The following is a 230-nucleotide window of genomic DNA, read 5'->3' on the forward strand; positions in this document are numbered from 1 at the left end:
ATGAACCCGGTCGTGGCGATGACGATCGCCGCGATGACCACTCCGAGCGACCCGAGGGCATCATTGAGAACTTCGAGGAACGCGGCACGCATGTTGAAGTTCGAGCCGCGGCTGGAGGCGAGGATGGTGATGGCGATGATGTTCGCGACCAGGCCGTTGATGCCGAATATCAGCAGTTCGCTTGCGGGCACCTCCGGCGGCTCGAACAGTCGCCGGATGCCTTCGATGGC

General features: G+C 62.6%; 1 protein-coding gene. It reads right to left on the bottom strand.

Features of this window, described 5'->3' with window-relative positions; all coding sequences use genetic code 11:
* The coding region (locus KVS67_RS13725) for a cation transporter (protein ID WP_217565611.1) at nucleotides 1–230 on the bottom strand (230 nt) is incomplete at both ends.

The organism is Micrococcus sp. GbtcB5 (assembly GCF_019091605.1).
GTDB classification, from domain to species: Bacteria; Actinomycetota; Actinomycetes; order Actinomycetales; family Micrococcaceae; genus Micrococcus; species Micrococcus luteus.